The sequence below is a fragment of the Butyrivibrio sp. YAB3001 genome (assembly GCF_900112195.1).
Taxonomy (GTDB): Bacteria; Bacillota; Clostridia; order Lachnospirales; family Lachnospiraceae; genus Butyrivibrio.
Genome location: NZ_FOKR01000002.1, coordinates 752,544 through 770,505, shown reverse-complemented (window position 1 = coordinate 770,505; position 17,962 = coordinate 752,544). Strand labels below are relative to the sequence as shown.

17 protein-coding genes are annotated in these 17,962 nt (G+C 39.5%); all 17 read left to right on the top strand.

Annotated elements, in window-relative coordinates:
- Positions 1-279 precede the first annotated feature (279 nt).
- Complete coding sequence (gene rsxC / locus BM086_RS03125) at positions 280-1,596, top strand: electron transport complex subunit RsxC (protein WP_092323231.1); 1,317 nt, start codon at positions 280-282, stop codon at positions 1,594-1,596.
- A gap of 18 nt (positions 1,597-1,614) precedes the next feature.
- A complete protein-coding gene (locus tag BM086_RS03120; RefSeq protein ID WP_092323229.1) occupies positions 1,615-2,565 on the top strand; it encodes an RnfABCDGE type electron transport complex subunit D in 951 nt (316 codons plus the stop codon).
- A complete protein-coding gene (locus BM086_RS03115) occupies positions 2,562-3,170 on the top strand; it encodes an RnfABCDGE type electron transport complex subunit G (protein WP_092323226.1) in 609 nt (202 codons plus the stop codon). The genes BM086_RS03120 and BM086_RS03115 overlap by 4 nt, the downstream gene beginning before the upstream one ends.
- On the top strand, positions 3,170-3,949 hold the full coding sequence (gene rsxE / locus BM086_RS03110) for an electron transport complex subunit RsxE (protein ID WP_092323223.1): 780 nt from the start codon (positions 3,170-3,172) through the stop codon (positions 3,947-3,949). The genes BM086_RS03115 and rsxE overlap by 1 nt, the downstream gene beginning before the upstream one ends.
- Before the next feature lie 2 nt (positions 3,950-3,951).
- Complete coding sequence (locus tag BM086_RS03105) at positions 3,952-4,536, top strand: electron transport complex protein RnfA (protein WP_092323220.1); 585 nt, start codon at positions 3,952-3,954, stop codon at positions 4,534-4,536.
- Between the two features lie 199 nt (positions 4,537-4,735).
- A complete protein-coding gene (locus tag BM086_RS03100; RefSeq protein ID WP_092323217.1) occupies positions 4,736-5,530 on the top strand; it encodes an RnfABCDGE type electron transport complex subunit B in 795 nt (264 codons plus the stop codon).
- A gap of 468 nt (positions 5,531-5,998) precedes the next feature.
- Positions 5,999-6,667, top strand: coding sequence for a hypothetical protein (locus BM086_RS03095; RefSeq protein ID WP_092323213.1), 669 nt, complete (start codon positions 5,999-6,001; stop codon positions 6,665-6,667).
- On the top strand, positions 6,667-6,831 hold the full coding sequence (locus tag BM086_RS20730; RefSeq protein ID WP_175560074.1) for a hypothetical protein: 165 nt from the start codon (positions 6,667-6,669) through the stop codon (positions 6,829-6,831). Before BM086_RS03095 ends, BM086_RS20730 begins: the two co-directional genes overlap by 1 nt.
- A 257-nt stretch (positions 6,832-7,088) precedes the next feature.
- Positions 7,089-7,472, top strand: coding sequence for a NusG domain II-containing protein (locus BM086_RS03090; RefSeq protein WP_092323210.1), 384 nt, complete (start codon positions 7,089-7,091; stop codon positions 7,470-7,472).
- 12 nt (positions 7,473-7,484) lie between these two features.
- Positions 7,485-7,982 carry a Gx transporter family protein gene (locus tag BM086_RS03085; protein ID WP_092323207.1) on the top strand — a complete coding sequence of 166 codons (498 nt, stop codon included), beginning with the start codon at positions 7,485-7,487 and terminating at the stop codon, positions 7,980-7,982.
- A gap of 140 nt (positions 7,983-8,122) precedes the next feature.
- Positions 8,123-9,919 (top strand): oligoendopeptidase F, encoded by a 1,797-nt coding sequence (gene pepF / locus BM086_RS03080; protein ID WP_092323204.1) that lies wholly within the window; start codon positions 8,123-8,125, stop codon positions 9,917-9,919.
- 51 nt (positions 9,920-9,970) lie between these two features.
- A complete protein-coding gene (locus tag BM086_RS03075; RefSeq protein ID WP_330391493.1) occupies positions 9,971-10,795 on the top strand; it encodes a polysaccharide deacetylase family protein in 825 nt (274 codons plus the stop codon).
- A gap of 188 nt (positions 10,796-10,983) precedes the next feature.
- Complete coding sequence (locus tag BM086_RS03070; RefSeq protein ID WP_092323198.1) at positions 10,984-12,369, top strand: efflux RND transporter periplasmic adaptor subunit; 1,386 nt, start codon at positions 10,984-10,986, stop codon at positions 12,367-12,369.
- On the top strand, positions 12,369-13,187 hold the full coding sequence (locus BM086_RS03065; protein ID WP_092323195.1) for an ABC transporter ATP-binding protein: 819 nt from the start codon (positions 12,369-12,371) through the stop codon (positions 13,185-13,187). Before BM086_RS03070 ends, BM086_RS03065 begins: the two co-directional genes overlap by 1 nt.
- A 114-nt stretch (positions 13,188-13,301) precedes the next feature.
- Complete coding sequence (locus BM086_RS03060) at positions 13,302-15,677, top strand: ABC transporter permease (RefSeq protein ID WP_092323192.1); 2,376 nt, start codon at positions 13,302-13,304, stop codon at positions 15,675-15,677.
- Between the two features lie 69 nt (positions 15,678-15,746).
- Positions 15,747-16,493 carry a response regulator transcription factor gene (locus BM086_RS03055; RefSeq protein ID WP_242952114.1) on the top strand — a complete coding sequence of 249 codons (747 nt, stop codon included), beginning with the start codon at positions 15,747-15,749 and terminating at the stop codon, positions 16,491-16,493.
- Positions 16,490-17,818, top strand: a complete 1,329-nt coding sequence (locus BM086_RS03050) for a HAMP domain-containing sensor histidine kinase (RefSeq protein ID WP_092323186.1) — start codon at positions 16,490-16,492, stop codon at positions 17,816-17,818. Before BM086_RS03055 ends, BM086_RS03050 begins: the two co-directional genes overlap by 4 nt.
- Positions 17,819-17,962: the final 144 nt, after the last annotated feature.

Sequence of the window (17,962 nt, the reverse complement as noted above, 5' to 3'; positions counted from 1 at the left end):
TCATGCATTTTTATCATTAATTATGCCAAAAATACGGATTATGGCAATAACAAAAATATTATATCAGAAAATAATTGAGAAAATTAACTTTTTTACATACAAAAAGTATTGAATATATAGAATTTTTGCACAAAAATAGTTATACTAATTATGTTGGGGTACAGTTACTGATAATCACGGTATACGCATTTTTTTATCATGGTTTCAGAAACTAATTTCATCTTCTCAAATGTTCTTTTTGGGAATATTTTTCAAAAAAAATCGAAAGAAGGGTAGGAAATGGCAAGAGGTACGTTCGCGGGCGGTATCCATCCATATGAAGGCAAAGAGTTGTCTAAGGATAAGCCCATAAAATCAGTGCTACCAAAAGGGGAATTGGTTTATCCATTATCCCAGCACATTGGTGCGCCGGCAAAAGCTATCGTAGCAGTTGGTGATCATGTTCTTACTGGCCAGAAGATTGCAGAAGCAGGTGGCTTTGTTTCGGCAAACATCTTTGCAACTGTTTCAGGTACAGTCAAGGCGATTGAGAAGCGCAGACTTACAACAGGCGCAATGTGCGAAAGTATTATCGTAGAAAATGATGAAAAATATGATGAGGTAGAGTTTAAGCCGCTAAAGCCATACGAGGAAATGACTCCTGAGGATAAGATAGCAGCTGTCCGTGAGGCCGGAGTTGTAGGTATGGGTGGAGCGGGTTTCCCTACTGCGGTCAAATTTTCACCCAAGGAACCTGACAAGATTGATTATGTTATCGCAAACTGCTCTGAGTGTGAGCCTTATCTTACTTCTGACTACAGACGTATGATCGAGGAACCGGAGCTCCTTTTAGAAGGTCTTAAGATTGCGGTAAGTATTTTCCCTAATGCGAGAGGAATACTGGCTATTGAGGACAATAAGCCTGATGCTATCGCTAAGTTCAAAGAACTTACTAAAGATGAAGATAAAATTAGTGTAAAAGAGGTCAAGACCAAGTATCCTGAAGGTGCAGAAAGAATGCTTATCTATGCCTGCACAGGACGTGAGATCAACTCTTCAATGCTTCCTGCTGATGCCGGATGTATCGTGGATAACGTTGATACTCTTTGTGCTGTCTGCAGAGCTGTCAAGGAAGGCAGACCTCTTATGGAACGTATTGTTACCATAACCGGTGACTGCATTGCTGATCCGAGAAACTACAAAGTCAGGATCGGAACAAATTATAAAGAGCTTATAGATGATGCGGGCGGATTCATCACAGAACCGGCCAAGATTATTTCAGGCGGTCCTATGATGGGCTTTGCCATGTTTGATCTTGATGTGCCGACTACAAAGACTGCATCTGCTATTACCTGTTTTTCAAAGGATGCGGTTTCAGAGATGGAGCCAAGTGCCTGCATAAATTGCGCAAGATGTGTGGAGGTATGTCCTGAAAGACTTATTCCTAAGAATCTTGCAGATGCTGTTGAACATAATGATGAAAAGACATTCCTTAACATGTACGGAATGGAATGTTGTGAGTGTGGATGCTGCAGCTATATATGTCCTGCAAGGCGTCAGCTGACTCAGCTCATCAAGGGTATGAGAAAAATACAGCTTGGCAAGAGGAAAAAGTGAGGGGAGGATTAGCTTAGAATGAGTGAACTAAAAAGAGTGTCGTCCAATCCACATGTAAGATCCAAGACCACTACATCTAACATTATGATGTGGGTAATAATAGCTCTTTTGCCCACTACCGGTTTTGGTATTTACAATTTTGGCATTGACGCATTGATAATAATTTTACTTTCTGTGGCTTCATGTGTGCTTTCAGAATTCCTTTATGAAAAAGCACTTCATAAGCCGGTAACTATCAAGGATCTGTCAGCAGTTGTAACCGGACTTCTTCTGGCGTTAAACCTTCCATCAACAGTACCGTGGTGGATTCCAATCTTGGGCGGTGTTTTTGCCATCATCATGGTCAAGCAGTTGTTTGGCGGTCTTGGTCAGAACTTTATGAACCCTGCATTGGGCGGAAGATGCTTTCTGGTAATTTCTTTCCCGGCGCTAATGACAAATTTTGTTACAGATACCTATACAGGCGCTACACCTCTTGCTAACTTAAAGAATGGCGTAGAGGTCAATGTAATGGATATGCTCATTGGTAAAACTGCAGGTACGATTGGTGAGACATCAATGCTCTGCATAGCAATCGGTGCGATGATTCTTTTTGCAGTTGGTGTTATTGATTACGTTATCCCATTTACCTATATTATTACTTTTGCTCTGTTTGTAGCATTCTTTGGCGGATATGGATTTAACTGGTCATACATTTCAGCTCATGTGGCCGGTGGCGGACTTATGCTTGGCGCATTCTTCATGGCTACTGACTATGTAACTTGTCCGATCACTACAAGGGGAAGATTTATCTTCGGATTACTGCTAGGTCTTTTGACAGGAATATTCCGAGTATTTGGAGCAAATGCAGAGGGAGTATCTTTTGCGATTGTAATCAGTAATCTTCTTGTACCGCTTATTGAGAAGTTTACAATTCCGAGAGCCTTTGGAATAAAGAAAACGGCAAAGAAGGAGGCGAAAAAAGCATGAACGATACAAAGAGCATGATAAAAAACGCCCTTATTCTTTTTGCTATAACGTTAGTTGCAGGCGTGCTTTTGGGACTTGTTTATCAGGTTACAAAAGAACCTATAGCATATCAGGAAAAACTTGCACAGGATAAGGCAAATCAGTCAGTTTTTGCTTCTGCGCAGACTTTTGAAGACGGGACAATTGATGAAAGTAAGGTTACTGAAGCTATAGCGGCTCATCCGGGGGTAACTATAGAGAGTGTAAAAAATGCACTTGATGCTTCAGGAAATTTACTTGGTTATGTTATTCAGGTTAAGTCAAAAGGATATGGCGACTTTATTCAGTACACTGTTGGAATAACCAACGATGGAAATGTAAATGGTATTTCAATCATCAAGATTGCTGAGACACCCGGACTTGGAATGAATGCTGAGAAAGTGCTTGTTCCACAGTTTGTCGATAAGGTAGCTTCATTATTTGAAGTAGTTAAAAATGGACAGTTATCAGATGCAAGCAGCCAGATAGAAGCTATCTCCGGCGCAACAATCACATCCAGAGCTGTTACAGAGGGCGTAAATGCAGCAGTTACATATTTTGACAATGCTTTGAAAGGAGGTCAGTGATGAGCACAGAAGCTAAAAAAGGAGCTTTGGGCTTTAAGCAGGATACTCCGGCTGAACGATTTTTTAACGGACTTGTTGCTGAAAACCCCACTCTTGTTCTAATGATCGGTATGTGTCCTACTCTGGCTGTTACTTCTTCAGCAATTAATGGTCTTGGAATGGGACTTGCCACTACTTTTGTTCTGGCACTTAGTAATGCAGTTATTTCAGCTCTTAGAAAGACAATTCCTTCAACTGTAAGAATTCCGTCTTTTATAGTAGTTATTGCATCTTTCGTTACTTTGGTTGAGCTTCTTATGAAGGCTTATGTGCCTGCACTTAACAATGCTCTTGGAGTATATATTCCTCTTATCGTTGTTAACTGTATCATCTTCGGAAGAGCAGAAGCATATGCCAGCAAGCATGGAATTGTTCCATCGTTTTTTGATGGAATAGGAATGGGTATTGGTTTTACCTGCGCAATCACAGTTATTGGTCTTATTCGTGAATTTATCGGTGGCGGAACAGCTTTTGATGTGCAGATTCTTGGCGAAGGAACCGTTGTTCCGGGACCTGTGGGAGCATTCCTTTCAGGATATCAGCCAATCAGCATTTTCATTCAGCAGGCAGGAGCGTTCTTTGTACTTGCATTCCTAATTGCCATAATGAATAAGATCAAGGCCAATATGGCAGCCAAGGGAAAAGATACTTCCAAGTTCCAGCAGGGCTGCTGCAGCTCAGCTGAGGAAGCAGCAGCTGACAAGATCAGAGCTGAGAAAAAAGGAAAGGGGGCTGAATAATTATGGAAACAATTTTAAGTCTTGTATCACTTATGATAACGGCCTCATTGGTAAGTAACGTCGTACTTAGCCAGTTCCTTGGCCTTTGTCCTTTCCTTGGAGTATCAAAAAAGACAGATACTGCGCTTGGAATGGGCGGTGCATGTATATTTGTAATTACGCTTGCATCACTGGTATGTAGCATAATTTATAAATTTATCCTTGATCCACTAGATCTTTCTTACCTTAAGACAATAGTATTTATCCTTGTAATAGCAATGCTGGTTCAGTTCGTTGAAATGATATTAAAGAAGTACATCGTATCTTTATATCAGGCACTTGGTGTATACCTTCCGCTTATAACAACAAACTGCGCAGTTCTTGGTGTTGCTCTTAACAATGTCACAGATGGATACACTATTCTTGAGAGTGTTGTTTGTGGTTTCTCAACAGCAGTGGGATTCACAATTGCTATTGTTATTCTGGCAGGTCTTCGAGAGAAGATGGAGTACAACGACATACCTGCACCTTTCAAGGGAATGCCGCTTGTACTTCTTACATCCGGGCTTATGGCTATCGCATTTACAGGGTTCTCAGCCCTTAAGTGAGTGATATAGGTCTTCAAAGTCAGATTACTGCATGCTTGCATGCAATGTAATTTGACCTTGAAGACCGAACATACATGAGGAAGTAGGACGAAAAGTCCGGATTCCGAATGTATGTAGGAATTACGGGAACGAAGTGGAGTAATTCCGTATATTACGGGGTAAGTAGATGGCACGGATTAAATAAAAAAGGAGATTAGAGATGATTAGTGGAATAATCATTGCGACCTGTGTCGTAGCAGGAGTCGGGATTGTAATCGGTATAATCCTTGGCATTGCAGACATGAAGTTGCATGTTGATGTAGATGAAAAAGAAGCCGCTATATTAGAAGCTCTTCCCGGGAATAACTGTGGCGGATGTGGATATCCCGGGTGTTCAGGATGTGCAGCAGCAATTGCAAAAGGTGAGGCTGCGGTCAATCAATGTCCTGTAGGAGGAGCACCTGTTGCAGCAACTATTTCCGGCATAATGGGAGTAGAGGCAGGAGAATCAACAAGGATGGTTGCATACGTACACTGTGCAGGTGATTGCGAGAAGGCACAGCAGCAGTACGAGTACAACGGAGCGCCTGATTGTCGTTTGCAGACTCAGGCTCCCGGTGGCGGTTCCAAGACCTGCTCGTATGGTTGTCTTGGAGGCGGCAGCTGCGTATCTGTTTGCCAGTTTGATGCAATCCATGTTGTTAACGGTGTTGCAGTAGTTGATAAGGAAGAATGTAAAGCATGTGGCAAGTGCATAGATATCTGTCCTCGTCATCTGATTGACCTTATTCCTTACGAGGCAAAAGAGGCTGTGACCTGTAAGTCTCAGGATATGGGAAAACTGGTCAATGGCTATTGCAAAGTTGGTTGTATTGCCTGCCATATTTGTGAAAAGAATTGTCCTGCAGGGGCAATTACAGTAGAAAACAATGTGGCGCACATAGATCAGGAAAAGTGCACTCACTGCGGAACCTGCGTAGAGAAGTGCCCGAAGAAAGCAATTAAGGCTGTATAAGAATCAACATAAACGTACCGGTGCAATTAGGGATACTAATTCGCCGGTACTTTTTGTGGGATGGCTGTATGGCCGTTTTTTAGGCAAAGTTTAGAAATGCTTGTGTTCGTCTGCGCGGTGATTTTCTAAAATTCATAATACAAGGGTGGCCTCATCTCAGCGCTGTTCGAAGCACTCGGCCACCCTTGTATTTTTCATTTTGAAAATCATCCTGCTCGTCCGAGAACTGCACATTTCTAAAGCTTTGCCTAATGAACGGCGGCGTTACCGTTCAGACAGAAAATGATTCATGAGTGAGCGCATGCGAGTGAACAATAACTCTTTTCCCGATACAAAACGGAAAATCAATCTGAGTGAGATAAAGATAAATGAGATGTTATGTGATATAATATGGATACATAAGAAAGTTTTGGTAAGGAGCATGTTCCAAATTGGTCTTCTCCTATCAGTTCAGTTGGGAGAGTAAAGATGGCAAGTAACATGCAAAAAATGTCTAGCTATAAAAGCCAGATTGAAAAATATGGAACTCCAATTTCTAAAGAAGTTTATTCTGAACTTGCTTTGTATGCGGAAAAGAATCATGTTTTTATTTCTGGTTTTAAAGATTTTGTAGGAGACATAGAAGTAATTAAGCAAGTAATTGATGACATTGTTGTAATAGCAAAGGACTTTCCACTTATTATATCTGGAAAGACTGCCATAGAATTAAATCTTGATTATGATATGGGGACAGATTTCGCAACTACGAAGAATAGACATATAATTCATTTGAATGCGGTATACTATTCAGATTTGAATATTCTTAATGCGGATTATATTGAAGGTGTTGCGGAGAGACGTTTCGTTAGTAATACTGATTGGCATTCAGTGATCAAGCACGAAGTTGGACATGTAGTTGCAAACATATACAGGTTAAAACCTATGGAGATAGCTAAAGATGTTTTGAAGATGAATCGTGAAATCCAAGTTCTTGAATATCTTACAGATGAGTTATCTCTTTATTCTACTGAATTAGAAGATGGAAGAGAGATAATTTCTGAAGCTTTTTCTGGTTATTATGGTAAAGCAGGTAATGAATTTGCCGATAAATATGTAAATAGATGTATTCAAATCACAAGAGAAGGAGGTACAAGATAATGAAGTCTTATAGTGAAGCAATGTATTGGAAAACTAATAAGAAGTGGTATAAGGCGAATTATGAAACTAATAGCTATGAGCTCACTAAGCTTGCGCCACCTCGTGCGATTGATAGCTTTAGGCTTTACTTAAAAGAAAATAAGAAGCTTGAGGCAACAAAGTAAAAAATGTTTTAGAATTTATGTCAAAAAATTAAGCCAGAGGGATTGATTTCCTTTCTGGCTTTTTTATTTTTCGCCCGAGAACTGATTTTTCTACATTTTTACCATATATGCAGTTGGTATCTTATCTGTTACTCATTGCTAATTTCATCCTAGATGTTAATTGAACAATAATGTATAATTATTAAGCATGTGCAAATAGGAATGTTCTTTGTACATGATGAGTAGAACGATATTTACATTATAAAGTGGATTTACATATGAAGAAGATAATTAATAAAAACGATCTTATATTGATTGGAGTATTGCTGGTTGGCGCGATACTGATTGCAGGGGCTTTATTTATGACACGAAAGCAGGGTAAGACTGTGGTTGTCAGTGTTGATAGTAAAGAAGTTGCATCTTTTCCCTTGGATAAGGATGTGGAATATGAGATAAAAGGATACGAAGGTGGGAGAAATGTTCTCGTGATAAAAGATGGCATAGCCTATATGTCGGATGCCAGCTGCCCGGATCATCTGTGTATGCACATGGGGCAGATAAAAGATGCCGGACAGTCGATCATTTGTCTTCCAAATCGTGTTGTTATTGAAATTAAAGGGGGAAAGCCTGATCAGGAAGAGTACGATACATTATCGTCCTGAGAAAACTTGAGTATGAGAACAAAGAAGATTTCATTATATGGCGTTTTTATAGCACTGGCATTTATTCTAAGCTATATAGAAATGCAGATTCCCGCATTTGTTGCAATTCCCGGCATGAAACTAGGACTTACAAATCTGGTTGTGCTCATGGTGCTTTATCTTTTTGATGATAAAAGTGCTATGTTTATCAATATAGTCAGGATAATCATCGTGGCAATTTTGTTTGGAAATGCAATGAGTTTTGCATTTTCAATCGTAGGTGGAATGCTTAGCACGATCATGATGATCTTTTTAAAAAGAACTAAGAAATTCAGTACGATCGGAGTCAGCGCTGCAGGAGGAATAACACATAATATAGGGCAGATAATTACTGCAATGATAGTTCTTGGAACTAAGGCTATCGCGTGGTACTTGCCTGTGTTATGGGTGACCGGTATTTTCAGCGGTGTAGTAATTGGACTTATTGGCGCGCTTGTTTATGATAAATTATCAGTGATAATCAGGCAGTGAGTTACAAAAATGAGTAATAGATAAATAGGTACAGTAGTAAGTGCTTACATCTATGAAGCCTAATTGGAGTGAATGTGCAAATTAATTATCAGAATGAACTGCAATAAAGTGAATAGAAACGATAAAGAACGGAGGCAGAAATGGCAGAAGCAGTAAAAAGAAGAAACGAAATACCTAATGAATTAAAGTGGGATACAACACTTATATTTAAGACAAAAGAGGAAATGCTCAAAGCACTGGATGAATGCAAGGCTCTTGCAAATGAGATTATTGATAATTACAAGGGGAAGCTTTCAAATGCAGGCGCTATTTGTGATTGTCTTGTGAAGTATGAAAAGCTTTATATAATGATCGATCAGATCAGTTCCTATACATCGCTCAATGTTTCTGTTGATTACACAGATGCAGAGAATAAGAAGATCAATGCTGTTGTTACAAATACATATATTAAGATTTTAAGCGATCTTTCTTTTATCGAAAGTGAAATAGCAGATGCATCCGAGGAAGTGCTTGCAGAAGCAATAGAAAAATCTACAAATGCTAAAGTGTATCTTGAAGATATTCTGAAATACAAGCCACATAGATTAAGTCCTGAAACAGAGCAGGCTCTGGGAGCATTGTCTGAGACTTTTAGTGCGCCTTACGAGATGTATGAGCAGACAAAGCTTGCGGATATGAGCTTTCCTGATTTTGAAGCTGAGGGACAGTCTCACCCTCTAAGTTACACTCTTTTTGAGGAAAATTATGAGTATATCAAGGATACAGAAGTAAGACGAGCTGCATTCAAGGCTTTTTATGGCAAGCTTCATGATTATATGTATACAACAGCCGCTGAATATGGCACTCATGTGAGAACGGAAAAAAGACTTTCTGAATTAAGACATTTTGACAGTGTAATTGATTATCTTCTTTTTAATCAGAAAGTAACCCGCGAAATGTATGACAGACAGATTGACCTTATTATGGAGAAGCTGGCTCCACATATGCGCAAATATGCTAAGCTCCTTCAGAAGGCAAATAATCTTGAGAAGATGACTTATGCGGACCTTAAGATAACACTGGATCCTGAATATGACCCAAAGGTTACAATAGAGCAGTCTAAGGACTATATTATTGACGGTCTGTCTATTATGGGGCCGGAATATGGAGAGATGTTAAAAGAGGCTTACAGAGACCACTGGATTGATTTTGCACAGAATATTGGAAAATCTACAGGTGGTTTTTGCGCAAGCCCATATGGCAAGCCATCCTTCATTCTTTTATCATGGAATGAGCGCATGAGCGATGTCTTTACTCTTGCACATGAACTTGGACATGCAGGACATTTTTACGCCTGCAACAGAGCACAGAGCCAGTTTGATACAAGGGTTTCCAATTATGTTGTAGAGGCTCCCTCTACCATTAACGAGCTATTGATGGCTGAATATCTTAAAGAAAAGAATAAAGATGACAAGCGCTTCCGAAGATGGGTGCTTGCTGCGCAGATTTCAAATACCTACTACCACAATTTTGTTACACATCTTCTTGAAGCTGCATATCAGAGAGAAGTCTATAAGCTTGTGGATAAGGGAGAGGCAGTTCCTGCTGAAACTCTTAATGAGATTTATCGCGGAGTGCTTGAGAAATTCTGGGGAGATGCTGTGGAGCTTACAGAGGGCTGTGAGCTTACCTGGATGCGTCAGCCTCACTATTATATGGGATTGTATTCATACAGCTACAGCGCAAGCCTTACGATTGCAACTCAGGTTATGAAAAGAATCAGAAATGAAGGTCAGAGCGCAGTGGATGATTGGAAAAAGACTCTTGCAGCAGGAAGCACAGTTGATCCGATTGGGTTTGCAAAAATGGCCGGAGTTGATGTTACAACTGACCATGCGCTTTTGGATACTATTGACTATATCGGAAGCATTATTGATGAAATTGAAAAATTAAGCTGAGAAAATGCTGATAAATCAGTGTTTACATGAGAACTATGTTGAGGGATGAATATGAATTTAAGGAATGTTTATACAACTTTTCCGGGTGGAAAGCATAAAGTACTGACACTTAGCTACGATGACGGAAAGATAGCGGACAGAAGGCTTGTTGCGCTTTTTAATGAATATGGGCTTAAGGGTACTTTTAATGTAAATTCAGGGCTTGAGTGTAAAGAATTCTCAAAGCCTTATGAGGAGAGGATTCCTCTTTCTGAGTATAAAGAGCTCTACAAAGGGCATGAAGTTGCCTGCCATACAGTAATGCACCCTACAATTGCAAGATGTCCAAAGGAACAGATGGTTTTGCAGGTTATTGAGGACAGAAGAAAGCTTGAGGAGGCGCTGGGCGTAACTGTCAGAGGTCTGGCTTATCCCAACGGCTCTTTTAGCGACAATGTTGTTGATGCTTTAAAAGCCTGCGGAATCAGGCACGCAAGGACTGTTTTTTCTACATTGGGCTTTGGAATGCCGGAGGATTATCTGAGATGGAATCCTACATGCAGTCACAAAAGTGAATCTCTATTAAAGTTATCAGAGGATTTCCTTAATCTTCACAAAACACAGTATCTTTATATGATGTATGTGTGGGGACACAGTTATGAATTTGAGATTGATAATAACTGGAATGTGATTGAAGATTTTGCTAAAAAAATGGGCGGAAAAGATGATATCTGGTATGCGACAAATATAGAGATTGTTGATTATCTTGATGCTGCAGACAGACTGCAGGTATCTGTAAATGCTGATTTTGCCTATAATCCAAGTGCTATGAGCGTGTGGATAGAGGTCGATAAAAAGCATATTGAATGTAAACCGGGAGTGATAACTTCTTTTTAAGGTATGTGGAGCCTGTTCGGATAATTCTGAGCAGGCTCTTTTTATAGAATAGTTTATTCTTAGTTTCTTAATTAATCAGTTAAGAAACAGTTAAGAATTTGGCAAGAGACAGGTTAAGACTTATCCGGCCCTTCGCTGTAAAGTATTATCAGAAACGGAACTTAAGCACAAAAAAGAGGGACTGGAAAATGATAAGATTTGTCAAAAACAAAAAAATAATGGTTATCATATCATCAGCTTTAATTGCAGCTCTTGCCATTACAGGTTATTCAGTAAGCACAAATGCAGCAATGTCAGTAAATGCTTATACTGCAGACAAAGGGAGCCTTGAGAGCGATATTGAAGTTAACGGAACTGTGGAAAGTGGAAGAGATAAGGTTTACTACGCAGACATAGATGCAAGGATCGGTAATATCCATATCAAGGAAGGCGATTTTGTCAAAAAGGGTGATATCATCATCTCTTATGACCAGGAAGACCTTGAAAGAATGGAAACTATGACAAATCTTGAGGCAAAGGCAGACCTTGGAAGCTATAACAATTCCATACAGACAGGCAATAGAAATGCTGGATTATACAGTGAAGCAAAGAAAAATCTTGCTGTTTTAGATCAGCAGATCACAGATACTCAGGAAGCTATCACAAGAATTCAGAGCAGCCTTGCAGAGAGAAGAGCTTCTCTTGCAGATTTTGGTGCAAAACTCCAGGTATCACTTATAGATTGGGCGGATAAGCCTGATTCTGAGGAGTATGAAAATCTCCAGAAGCTGGTGCAGACAAATGCCTATGAGCAGCAATATGCAGATGACATCGTGAGCATGGAGCAGGAGCTTAACAGCCTTAATGTGCAGCTTGCAGATCTTAAGGAATACAAGGCTGAAATGACCAGTCAGAAGGCAAGCACTGTGATGAATCTGATGACAGAAGGTGCAAAAGAGCAGCTTGAAGCTGTGAAAGAAGCAAACGATATTTCAAATGAAGAGAAGATAGCTGATTACAATGAGGCAAAAGAGGGAATAAGAGCTGATTTTGAAGGTATCGTAACAGAAGTAAATGTAATTGAAGGAAGCAGCGTCAGCAGAGGAACAAAGCTTTTTACACTTAAATCAACAGCAGATATAATCATCATAAGCAGCGTAAATAAATATGATATAGTGAATATCGAGGTTGGTCAGACAGCTACAGTTAATATAAAAAAGAAGGACTATCAGGGGAAAGTTACAAGAATTGAGAGAATGACAAAAGATTCAGGGACAGGCACAGGAATTGGCGTCGAGATAGCACTGGATGTGCCCGGTGAAGATATAATCCTTGGCCTTGAGGCAAAGTCAAAGATCCATACTTCAGATCTTTCGGAAGTAATTCGCATTCCGCTTGAAGCGCTCAGTGAAGATGAAGAAGGAAGCTATGTTTTTGTTGCTGAAGATGGAAAAGCCGTAAAAGAATTTGTTGAGTGCGGAAGCAGAAATGAAGATATGGTTGAGATAAAAGAAGGACTTTCAGAAGGAAGTCTTGTGGTATGGAAAGAATCTCAGGAATTAACTGACGGAATGGGAGTAAAGGTGAATAAATAATGTTATCAGCAAAAAGTAAACTTTTGGATGTAAAGGATCTTTCCAAGACATTTTCAAATGGTTCAGTTCAGCAGCATGTGTTAAAAAATCTGAATCTATCAATATATAAAGGTGATTTCACTGTCATCATGGGAAATTCCGGTTCGGGGAAGAGTACGCTTTTATATGCACTTTCCGGAATGGACAGACCCAGCATGGGAACCATAACGTATTTTGATGAGGGAAAAGACACTGAAACAGAGATCTCAACTTTTAATAATGATAAGCTTGCGGCATTCAGAAGAGACCATGTAGGTTTTGTTTTTCAGCAAAACTACCTAAATGACAGTATGAGCGCGCTTGACAACGTAATGGTATGTGGACTTTTAAAGCACAACGATAGAAAAGCTCTTGCTCAAAAAGCCAAAATGCTGCTTCACAATGTGGAGATAGAAGAAAATGATTACAGGAAATTTCCTACTCAGCTCTCAGGAGGGCAGCAGCAGAGAATTGCTGTGGTAAGAGGTGTTATAAACAGCCCTGAGGTTCTTTTTGCAGATGAGCCCACAGGGGCTCTTAATTCGCAGAATACTGATAATGTTCTTAATATTCTTTCGAGCTTAAATGATGAGGGCCAGAGCATTGTCATGGTAACGCATACAATTAAGGCAGCAGAAAGAGGTAACAGGATAATCTATCTTTCTGACGGGATAATTAGTGATGAAATAGAGCTCGGACCTTATGTTGGAGATTATATGGATAAGACTAATCCGCATTTGGAGGAAGCCAAAAAGCGCCATCAGCGCCTTAAAAACTTTTTGCAGGATATGGGCTGGTAATCAGGTGATGAATGATTTTTCGAATATTACGTAGGATTGTGGCAACGCATTGGGCGGAACAGTCTGTTACATCATTTTTGACCGTTATATCATTAGTTTTGAGAGGGAAATACCGTGTATAGATTTTTCTTTATAGCAAAGAATAACATAAAAAAGCAAAAAGGTGATATGATCACCTTCTTTATCCTTTCCGCGCTCTCTGCACTTTTTATCTTTATCTGCGCGTCATTTCTTGTGGATACGGGGAAGGTAATTGATACTAATTGTGAAAAGATAAATGCCGCAGATCTTATGGTTCTTGTGGATAATAACGAGGCACTTATTTCAAGGGTTGAAGAAGCGATAAGGGGTAATGTTTATCTAAAGAATTATGAAGAACAGAGCTATTTAGGATGTGGCGCCAAGTACAGGCTTAAAGGAAATAAAAACTTTATCGAGTATCAGTTTTATCTAAGCAGCTATGAGGAAGATTGCACAATTCAGACACTTAGTACAGATGCAACAGGTCTTTCCGGGAACGATGCCATAATCCCGATTTCCCTGAGTACTACCTTTGATATAGGATCAATACTTCAGCTTAAAATTGGCGATAATATGTATGATCTTAAAGTTGCGGCTTTCAACGAGGATAATGTATTTTGTTCTCCGATGAATTTGGGAACCTACAAAGTGTATGTATCTGACAGCCTCTATGAAAAAATCCGATTTGATAATCCAATGACAATTTCAGACTGCAGATATTTAAAAACTCAGCTGACAGATACGGCTAAAAAGAAACATACCGACGTGACTACGATTTCAGATGAGATTAAAGATGAGGTGATGAACTGGCTTGGCGAGTACATAAAGACTCATGCGGGCTCTGATTCCAGCGTGAATTTTATTCCAGCCGAGCTCATGAAAACAGCCTCAATGGTACTGCCTTTTATTTTTGTGGCGCTGACATTTCTTTTTGCAGTGATCATCTGGATAATAGCTATAGTCATAATAAATTTCAGCGTAAAAAACTATATTATGACAAATATGAAAAACACAGCCATCATGGAAGCTTCCGGCTATACAGTGCGTGAACTTGTGCTGATACTTCTTTTCCAGCTCCTTTTGGTTTCGGGGATTGGGGCAATCACAGGAATACTTGCCGGAGCGCTTCTTATAGACAAAATAGCTGTGATAATGCTTATAACACTGGGACTTGAGTGGAATCAGCCGGTCAATTTTGCTATTGGATTTGTTGTTTTTATAAGTATATGCATACTGGTAGGACTTTTGACGGTGGTTCTTGGAAGACAGTACAGCAAGGTAAGTGTTTTATCTGCTCTTAAAGGTGGGATAAATACACACAATTACAAAAAGAACTATTTCTCTTTTGATAAAACGCACTTTTCAATTCCTGTAACTCTTGCGCTCAAAGATACTTTTGGAAAGTTTAAGAATCAGCTTGGAATTATTTTTATCATGATGATCTTGTCAATATCTTCCATAGTTGCATTTGGGCTTATGGATACTTATGGAAGCGAAGCAGGCGTCCTTGAAATGGGTGGTTTTGATGTGTATGATGCTTATTTCTACGGAAGTGAAGCTATGGAAAAGACAGTGGCCGGAATGAGAACTGTTGATAATACACGAAGAGAGATATGGATCAGCGTCAATTATTCCAATAAAAAGAAAAAGCAGGCTCTTTCCACAAGGGCAGTTTCGGATTCATCAACTATCATCGGTGGAGCTGTTATTGAAGGGCGCTGGCCTATGTATCCAAATGAAGTAATGCTTGCGACAAATGCAGCAAAAAGCCTTGAAGTAGAGATGGGTGATGTGGTCACTGTAAAAAATGATATGGCAGATGAAGATTATATAGTATGTGGCATTTGTCAGACTATGAATAGTATGGGATATATGGCATTTATGACTACTGAAGGTTTGTCTAAGGCAACAGCACTGCCTGATTCAATGAATGTCTGCATAAATTTAAAAGAGGGAGTTTCCTTTGCAGAATTTGAGAAAGAGTTCAAGGATGCTTTTCCGGAAATTACCGTATCAGATTATTCTGAGGCAATGAATCAGACTATAGGTCTTGTGAAAAGCAGTATAAATGCCTTTGCGTATTTGATCGCATTTCTTACCATCCTGATCGTAGCATTTGTTGAGTCTCTTATAGTTCGTACCAACATCAATAAGCAGTGGCGCAATTTGGGCGTAAGTAAAGCGCTTGGATTTACTTCACGTCAGCTTATCATTCAGGTTATGCTGTCAAATATGCCGGCAATCCTTATAGGTGTTACCCTGGGGCTCTTGGCATCTCCTTTTCTTGGCAATGAGCTTTTGGTTATCACTATGAAGATATTTGGTTTTAAGAAAACAAATTTTGCTGTAGATCCTTTTTCATATATCCTTACATCGATCATTATCTGCACTGTAGCGCTCTCCACGGCAGCATTTATGGGACGAAGGATTAAGAAACTTGAGCCTGTAAAAATGATTACGGAAGAATGAAGACATTTGTACTGTTCAGATAAAAATGCGCAGATTAGTTATGGTAGCAAGTGAACAGTGATTGACATTATGGTAAAATATAAGCCATATGGAGATGAAAATATGCATTACAACTGCCTAATAGTAGATGATGAGATAGAACTTGCAAAAATGACTGCCGAATACTTCAGAATGTTTGATGTATTGACCATGTATGTGGATAGTGCAGCAGCCTGTTACAGCTTTTTTGATGAGGGCGATACGGCCGATATGGTTCTTCTTGATATAAATCTTGGAGACGGAACGGGATTTGAAGTTTGCAAAAAGCTACGCGAAGATATGCAGCTTCCAATATTGTTTATAAGCGCAAGACAGAGCGATGATGATGTACTTATCGCTCTGTCTATTGGCGGTGATGATTATATTAAAAAGCCCTATAGTCTCTCGGTTCTTTTGGCAAAGGTCAAGGTTAATCTAAAAAGAATTGAGCAGATGAAAAATGCAGCAAATCTCTTTGATACGCCTGCAAATAATAATGCGAAAAGCGCAGACGAGGGCTTTTCAATGAACTATTCCACAATGTCTGTGGTAATAGATGGAAGGAGTATTCCTTTAAAGGCAAAAGAATATGCTCTTTTGGACTGTCTGTACAAGCATCACGACACTATAGTAAAAAAGGAAGTTCTTTTTGACGAGGTGTGGGGAGATACGTTCTTTAGTGACAGTACGCTCAATGTGCATATAAGGAAACTCAGGGAAAAGATTGAAGAAAATCCAAACGATCCTAAGTTTATAAAGACGGTTTGGGGAACAGGATATATTTTGGAACTATCATGAAAAGCTTAAGACAGTTATTTGTTTCTTTTACCATAATAATGGCTATTGCACTGGCTTTCTTTTTCAATCTCAGTAAAAAAGCGGAGTTTGGGAAAAGAGATATTGTATATTACAACGATATTCTTCACAAGGTAGAGCAGGATATTGAAAATGGAATACCGGAAACTGAAGTCGAGGACAAATACTCATGTTATATTGTGATGGCAAGGGAAATCAATGACGCAGAGCTTTCGCAGCTATATTCATCGGGGGCTCTTGTGATGGACCTTGACATAAAAAATGAGTATGTTGGTAAAGTTGCCTGGAATGACAGAGAAGAGAATTTTGACGATGCTGGTAACAGACTTTTAAAAGCGGGGATAGCGCTGTGGCTCTTTGTGCTTTTGGGCGGGTATGTGTTGTTTTGTTATATATACAATAGCTTTATGCGACCTGTTGAAGAACTCAAGGATTTCGCGGCGGATATTGCAAAGGGTGAGCTGGACAAACCGCTTCCCATTCGCAAGAACAATGTGTTTGGCACCTTTGTTGAGGGCTTTGACATAATGAGAGAACAGGTGAAGCTTTCTATCGACAGAGAACGCAGGGCAGAGATTGCAAGAAAAGAACTTATTCAGGGATTAAGCCACGATATAAAGACACCCCTTGCTGTGATAAATGCAACCTGTGAAGTTCTTGAACTAAAGTATTTAAGAAAAGAAAAAGAGCTTTCGGCAGCAGGTTCCAATCCTGAAAGTGAGGCGCAGATAGCAGAATGCAGGGATAATCTTGATAAAGTAAGGATTATTTCCGCAAAATCCCAGAGTGTGAGCGCACTTATGAGCGATGTTATGCATGCAAGTCTTGAGAAAATGGAACAGATTGACATTAATGTATGCGAGGAAAGCACTCTGATTTTGGAGGAAAGGATAAAGAATCTTTCCTGTTTTGGAAATGTTATTTTAGAAAATCACATTTATCCGTGCCTTGTTTATATGGACAGACAGCGCATGGAACAGATTATCGATAATATCATTGGCAATTCTGCAAAGTACGCAGGAACTGATATTTTGGTTTCTTTTTCTGAAACTGAACAAATGCTGATGGGAGATGGCAAAAGCGGAAGTTTCATCAGGATAACAATAAGGGATCATGGTCCGGGTGTGGATAAAGATGACCTTCCTTTGATTGCCGAGAAATATTACAGGGGCAGAAATGCGCAGAGCAAATCTGGATATGGTCTTGGAATGTATCTTTGCAAAAATTATATGAACAAACAGGGCGGCGGTATGGAATATTACAACGACAATGGATTTGTGGTTGAGCTGCTGCTTAGGAAAGTGTAGGTGAGGCGGTTCACATTTTTTTCACAAAAATAGGTCTTGTTTTTCTTTTTGAAATATGTATAATGAATTTTCGTCGGCATTCAGTCGACAAGAATCACGAGAATTCTCTCGATGATTTTCCAACAAATAATTTTATAGTTTGCA

Excerpts from the sequence above, each read along its gene's own strand:
- rsxC (WP_092323231.1), top strand. The coding sequence starts at position 280 with ATGGCAAGAGGTACGTTCGCGGGCGGTATCCATCCATATGAAGGCAAA.
- BM086_RS03120 (WP_092323229.1), top strand. The coding sequence starts at position 1,615 with ATGAGTGAACTAAAAAGAGTGTCGTCCAATCCACATGTAAGATCCAAG.
- BM086_RS03115 (WP_092323226.1), top strand. The coding sequence starts at position 2,562 with ATGAACGATACAAAGAGCATGATAAAAAACGCCCTTATTCTTTTTGCT.
- rsxE (WP_092323223.1), top strand. The coding sequence starts at position 3,170 with ATGAGCACAGAAGCTAAAAAAGGAGCTTTGGGCTTTAAGCAGGATACT.
- BM086_RS03105 (WP_092323220.1), top strand. The coding sequence starts at position 3,952 with ATGGAAACAATTTTAAGTCTTGTATCACTTATGATAACGGCCTCATTG.
- BM086_RS03100 (WP_092323217.1), top strand. The coding sequence starts at position 4,736 with ATGATTAGTGGAATAATCATTGCGACCTGTGTCGTAGCAGGAGTCGGG.
- BM086_RS03095 (WP_092323213.1), top strand. The coding sequence starts at position 5,999 with ATGGCAAGTAACATGCAAAAAATGTCTAGCTATAAAAGCCAGATTGAA.
- BM086_RS20730 (WP_175560074.1), top strand. The coding sequence starts at position 6,667 with ATGAAGTCTTATAGTGAAGCAATGTATTGGAAAACTAATAAGAAGTGG.
- BM086_RS03090 (WP_092323210.1), top strand. The coding sequence starts at position 7,089 with ATGAAGAAGATAATTAATAAAAACGATCTTATATTGATTGGAGTATTG.
- BM086_RS03085 (WP_092323207.1), top strand. The coding sequence starts at position 7,485 with ATGAGAACAAAGAAGATTTCATTATATGGCGTTTTTATAGCACTGGCA.
- pepF (WP_092323204.1), top strand. The coding sequence starts at position 8,123 with ATGGCAGAAGCAGTAAAAAGAAGAAACGAAATACCTAATGAATTAAAG.
- BM086_RS03075 (WP_330391493.1), top strand. The coding sequence starts at position 9,971 with ATGAATTTAAGGAATGTTTATACAACTTTTCCGGGTGGAAAGCATAAA.
- BM086_RS03070 (WP_092323198.1), top strand. The coding sequence starts at position 10,984 with ATGATAAGATTTGTCAAAAACAAAAAAATAATGGTTATCATATCATCA.
- BM086_RS03065 (WP_092323195.1), top strand. The coding sequence starts at position 12,369 with ATGTTATCAGCAAAAAGTAAACTTTTGGATGTAAAGGATCTTTCCAAG.
- BM086_RS03055 (WP_242952114.1), top strand. The coding sequence starts at position 15,747 with ATGGTAAAATATAAGCCATATGGAGATGAAAATATGCATTACAACTGC.
- BM086_RS03050 (WP_092323186.1), top strand. The coding sequence starts at position 16,490 with ATGAAAAGCTTAAGACAGTTATTTGTTTCTTTTACCATAATAATGGCT.